Source organism: Microbacterium sp. (assembly GCF_036566905.1).
Classification (GTDB): Bacteria; Actinomycetota; Actinomycetes; order Actinomycetales; family Microbacteriaceae; genus Microbacterium.
In genome coordinates, this window is the sequence record NZ_DATCVK010000245.1 from 1 (window position 1) to 5,345 (window position 5,345).

Genomic DNA, 5,345 nt, shown 5'->3' on the forward strand with positions numbered 1-5,345 from the left:
ACGACCAAGGGCACGGCGGCGGAGACCACGGCGACCGGCGACCACCATGAGGCGACGGATGCCTCGGGCAAGCTCACCCTCGCCGAGATCCTCGAGATCTTCGCGGGCGGCAGGCTGCCGCTGCGCTTCACCGCCTACGACGGCAGCTCGGCCGGGCCGGCCGACGCGGCGCTCGGCATCGAACTGAAGAGCCCGAGGGGCACGACCTACCTCGCCACCGGCCGCGGCGACCTCGGCCTCGCCCGCGCGTACATCGCCGGTGACATCGACATCCACGGCGTGCATCCCGGCGACCCGTACGAGCTGCTGAAGGCGCTGGCCGACGAGCTCGTCTTCAAGCTGCCGCCGCCGCGCACGATGGCCCACGTCATCCGGTCCATCGGACTCGAGCACCTGCGGCCGATCGCGCCGCCGCCGCAGGAGGCGCCGCCCCGATGGCGGCGCGTCGCCGAGGGGCTGCGGCACAGCAAGAGCCGCGACGCCGAGGCGATCCACCACCACTACGACGTCTCGAACACCTTCTACGAGTGGGTGCTCGGGCCCTCGATGACCTACACGTGCGCGTGCTACCCCGGCGACGCGGCCTCGCTCGACGAGGCGCAGGAGAACAAGTACCGGCTGGTGTTCGAGAAGCTGCGCCTGCAACCGGGCGACCGGTTGCTCGACGTCGGCTGCGGGTGGGGCGGCATGGTGCGCTACGCCGCACGCCGGGGTGTGCGGGCGCTCGGCGTGACGCTGTCGGCGGAGCAGACGGCGTGGGCGCAGCAGGCCATCGTCGACGAAGGCCTGAGCGACCTCGCCGAGGTGCGGTACGGCGACTACCGCGACATCACCGAGTCCGGGTTCGACGCGGTCTCCTCGATCGGCCTGCTCGAGCACATCGGCGTGCGCAACTACGCGTCGTACTTCACGTTCCTGCAGTCGCGGCTGCGCACGGGCGGACTGCTGCTGAACCACTGCATCACGCGCCCCGACAACCGCTCGGAGCCCGCGGCGAAGGGCTTCATCGATCGTTACGTGTTCCCCGACGGGGAGCTCACCGGCTCTGGCCGCATCATCACCGAGGCGCAAGATGTCGGCCTCGAGGTGATGCACGAGGAGAACCTGCGACTGCACTACGCGATGACGCTCCGCGACTGGTGCGCGAACCTCGTCGCGCACTGGGATGAGGCGGTCGCCGAGGTCGGGCTGCCGACCGCGAAGGTGTGGGGCCTCTACATGGCCGGCTCCCGACTCGCCTTCGAGACGGGCGGCATCCAGCTGCACCAGGTGCTCGCCGTGCGACCCGACGAACGCGGCGGAAACGGCGACCTGCCGCTGCGGCCGTGGTGGACGCCGTGACCCACTGAGCCCGCTCTCCTGCGCTGGATCTTTCTCAGTGAACGGATGCACTGGAACTCACGCCAGGCTCCGACGCTGGAGGTAGAGCCGTATCGCGAGAGCTTCCGGCGAGGTCGTCATCGGCCCCAGATCCGCTCGCGGCACGCCTTCGAGCTCTGCCCGCGCGTTTTCAGGGCACGGCGATCGCAACCGCACCAAGTGATGCGGCTGCAACCCGACACCCCACCAATGCCGTTGACACCGGTACGCGCCGAACGCCCATTCGTCGACCTTCCAGACGAAGAATCCCTCATGCGCCTCGAGGGGAATGTGGCACGGCAGCGTGATCCTCGAGACCTGGCAGTCATCGAACAACCGGCCGACGGCGTGAACCGCCCGAGCCATGTCCTTGGCCTCGGTGCGACTCAGGTAGCTCATGCCTGATCGTACTGACGCCGGAAACGACGCCTCTACGGGTTGCTGTTGGAGACCAATATCTGCTTGCGGTGCACGAGTTCTGGTCCCCGGTTCCGGGACCCAGACGACCGCGCCCGGCCGATGTGCATCGGCCGGGCGCGAATCGATCAGCTCGAACGGGTCAGGGCGCGACCGCGATCGAGAAGATGTGCATCGTCGCGTTGGTCGGCAGCACGACGAAGTCGACCGTCTTGCCCGCCGTCAGCGGCACCGAGTGCGCGAACATGCGGTACTGGTAGGCGGCGTCTCCGTACCCGCTCGGCCGGTTCCGGCCGTTCGTCGAGATCGCGAGTTCGGCGCCGTGCGCGTTCTCGTCGTGGAACGACCAGTTCGGGAATCCGATCGCGCCCGAGCTGGTCGTGCCGTCGGTGTAGAAGACCGTCGCGGTGCCGGTCGCGCTCAGACTGGAGCCGGAGCCGAGGAAGACGAGACGCTGCCCCTGCGCGCCGATGCGGAGCGCCTGCCCCGCGGCCGTGACGTTGTCGGCGGTGCCCGGCTGCGACGTCGGCATCGTGAGCGTGGCTCCGAGCGCCTCCAGCGTGGCACCCGGCGCCGCGCCGACCGCTGCGAGCTGCTCCGCCGAGAACGTGTTGCCCTCGCCGTCGAAGTTGCCGGCGGTCGTCTGCGACAGGGCCGTGATGCCCACGTTGTTGAAGAGCGCGGCGAGCGAGTCGGTGGGCGGGGTGGTCGGCATCGCTCGCACTCCCGTCGCGCTTCCCGCGCCGTCGCCGCCCTTGTAGGTGACCGTGGCCGTGAAGACGCGCAGGGCGAAGCCGGGGCGTTTCTCGGGAATGCGGATCTGGAAGGTCGCGGTCTGGTCGCGGCCGGGCTTGATCGCGTCGAGCTTCTGGCTCGCGGGCACGACCTGCCAGCCGACCGGGCCGGCGAAGGAGACGGCGACCGAGCTCATCTTCTGCGCCGAATCGTTCGACACCGTGATCTCGACGTCGGCGATCGCCGGGCCGTCGAGACCGATCTCGGGCACCGTGACGGTGATCTCGGGTGCGGGCTCGGCGGCGTCGGATGCCTCGGGCGCGGTGTCGCTCGGCTTCGACGACTCCGGTGCGGGGGAGGCCGTCTCCGGTGTTTCGACCGCCGGCGCGTCCGTCTCGGGTGACTCGGTGGCCGGGGCATCCGTTTCGGGCGCCTCGACCTCGGGCGCCGCCGTCGATGGAGCTTCGGTGGACGAGGGTGACTGCGTCGTCGCCGGCGACTCCTCGGCGAATGCGCCCGCCGCGGTCGACCAGGTGGATGCCGCGAGCACGAGCACGCCGGCGACGGCGGCGCGGCGAAGGAACTTCATGGACATGTTCTTCCTCTCAGCTGATCGATCAGACGACGGCGGGCATGGCGGATCGCGCGGAATCGAGCCCGAGGCGCAGCTTCTTCCACTCGCCGCGCGTGAAGTCGGGCACCTCGACCGGCTTGCCGCCCTTCTCGAGCGACGCCACGCTCAGGGGCACCGGTGCGCACCAGGCGGCGGAGTCGTAGACGTCGATGTCGGGTACGAGGCCGGCGCGCATCTGCTGCACGATCCGCCACTGCAGGATGTAGTCCATGCCGCCGTGGCCACCGCCGGCAGCCGGACCCTCGAGGTCCTTCCAGAGCCAGTGGTCGAACTCCGTGCGCATCGCGCTCGCCCCGCGCCAGGTGTCGCCGCCGTGGTACGGCTCCGCGTAGATGCGGGCGCCCGTCGAATCGGCGCCGACGTAGTCCTCGAAGATGCCGCGGCTGCCCTCGAGCGTGTTGATGCGGCTGTACGGCCGGGCCTGGCTGACGTTGTGCTCGGCGCGGATCGTGCGGCCGTTCGCCGTCGTGATCATGCACGTGACGAGGTCGCCGTTGATGTACTCCTCCTTCCACGAGCGGTGGTCGCGCGGAACGAAGCGCTCGCGGTAGTCGGCGAGGCCGCGCGCCGCGGTCGCCGTCGCGGTCAACGTCTCGAGGCGGTCGCCCCGGTTGATGTCCATGGCGGCGGCGATGGGGGCGAGCCCGTGCATGGGGTAGAAGCTCGCGGTGCTGCGGGTGTGCCAGAGGCGACGCCAGTCGTCGGTGTAGTAGCCGTCGGCGAACAGCAGGGCGCGGAGGTCGTGCAGGTAGCCGCCGTGCCCGCTCGTGACGTCGCCGAAGACGCCCTCGTGGGCCATCTTCAGCATCGCGAGCTCGTTGCGCCCGTACGAGCAGTTCTCGGCGAGGAACAGGTGCTTGCGTGTGCGTTCGGACGTGTCGACGAGGTCCCAGAGCTCGTCGAGCTCGGTCGCGATCGGCAACTCGATCGCCGCATGGGCCCCCGCGAGCAGGGCGGCTTTGCCGTGCGCGTGATGGAACTCCCACGGCGTCGCGACGTAGACCAGGTCGAGCTCTTCGGTGTCGAGCATCTTCTGGAAGGACTCGTCGCTGCCGCCGTATTCGCGCGGTCGCGGCTTGCCCTTGCCGGCGACCCGGTTGGCCGCGGTCGTGGCGCGGTCGGCCCGGATGTCGCACACCGCCGTGACGGCGGTGCCGGGCACGTCGACCCATCCGTTCAGCATGCCCATGCCGCGGTTGCCGAGGCCGATGAGGCCGATCTTGACGACGTCGACGGCCTCGAAGGGCTCGTTCGCCATCGAGGTCGCGCCGCCCTTCCGGGCTGGGATGATCGCCGCGTTGGCGACCGAGGGGACCACGGCTGTGACGGCGACGCCGGCGAGGAGTCCGCCGAGGAGGTTTCGCCGGCTGAAGCCGAATGCCCCCGAGTCCCGATCAGCGGTGATCGGATCCTCCGTGGGGCGAGGGGCGGTGAGAAAACGCGTCATGACACTCTCCAAGTCGGTCAGGGAACTCGGTGAAGCTCGATAACCCATACCCTGCTGGCCTGATCGTTTCGTGTCAAGAGTTGATCGAAGATTGCGTTATTCAATCACGAGTGATCAATTGGGCTGCGTGTCGCAACGACGATGTCATGGGGTCGGGAGGCGGGAATGGAGCGCGGAAGCGCGCAGAAATATCCGTTGATCAGGGGGAGAAGCGCAGGCGGCTTGGCCGGTCCCAGAGGATGCGCCGTGAGCGGAGCCTGCTCGTTTCGCTCGCGGCACGCGCGTCGAGCGTGGCGGTCAGGAGCGCGAGGCGTCGGCGCTCGCGGTGGCGAGGCACGCCTCGAGCGCGACCCACGCGAGCATGGCGCACTTCACCCGCATGACGTACTTCGAGACGCCGTGGAAGGCGATCGCGTCGCCGAGCAGCTCTTCGTCGGCGTCGCCCGCGCCCTGCGAACGCATCATCGTGCGGAACCCGTCGATGAGCTCCCGCACCCGGTCGATCTCCGCGCCCGCGGCGAGCTCGGTGAGCGCCGAGGCCGAGGCCATCGAGATGCTGCAGCCGTCGCCGGTCCAGCCGATCGCTTCGAGCACGGTGCCGGATGCGTCGATGCGGATGCCCATCGTGATCTCGTCGCCGCACGTGGGGTTCAGCTCGTGGTGCGTCGCGTGCGGCTCCGCGAGTTCGCCGTCGCCGAGTCGTCGCCGGGAGTGGTCGAGGATGAGCTCCTGGTACAGGCCGGTGAGGTCGCT

Annotated in this window: 5 protein-coding genes; 1 reads left to right on the plus strand and 4 read right to left on the minus strand. The window is 69.5% G+C overall.

Going from position 1 to position 5,345, the window contains the following annotated elements; translation table 11 throughout:
* Positions 1–1,341 (plus strand): class I SAM-dependent methyltransferase (locus tag VIP82_RS22410; protein WP_331912750.1); only part of this gene is annotated, 1,341 nt, incomplete at its 5' end.
* Positions 1,342–1,398: 57 nt separating this feature from the next.
* Here the strand turns inward: VIP82_RS22410 and VIP82_RS22415 are convergent.
* From VIP82_RS22415 to sufU, 4 genes are all read right to left on the minus strand, one after another.
* A complete protein-coding gene (locus tag VIP82_RS22415) occupies positions 1,399–1,758 on the minus strand; it encodes a hypothetical protein (protein ID WP_331912752.1) in 360 nt (119 codons plus the stop codon).
* A 160-nt stretch (positions 1,759–1,918) separates the two neighbouring features.
* Positions 1,919–3,100: a beta-sandwich domain-containing protein gene (locus VIP82_RS22420; RefSeq protein ID WP_331912754.1), complete on the minus strand. Its 1,182-nt coding sequence runs from the start codon at positions 3,098–3,100 to the stop codon at positions 1,919–1,921.
* A 28-nt stretch (positions 3,101–3,128) separates the two neighbouring features.
* Positions 3,129–4,592 (minus strand): Gfo/Idh/MocA family protein, encoded by a 1,464-nt coding sequence (locus tag VIP82_RS22425; protein ID WP_331912756.1) that lies wholly within the window; start codon positions 4,590–4,592, stop codon positions 3,129–3,131.
* A 297-nt stretch (positions 4,593–4,889) separates the two neighbouring features.
* The coding region (gene sufU, locus VIP82_RS22430; protein ID WP_331912758.1) for a Fe-S cluster assembly sulfur transfer protein SufU at positions 4,890–5,345 on the minus strand (456 nt) is incomplete at its 5' end.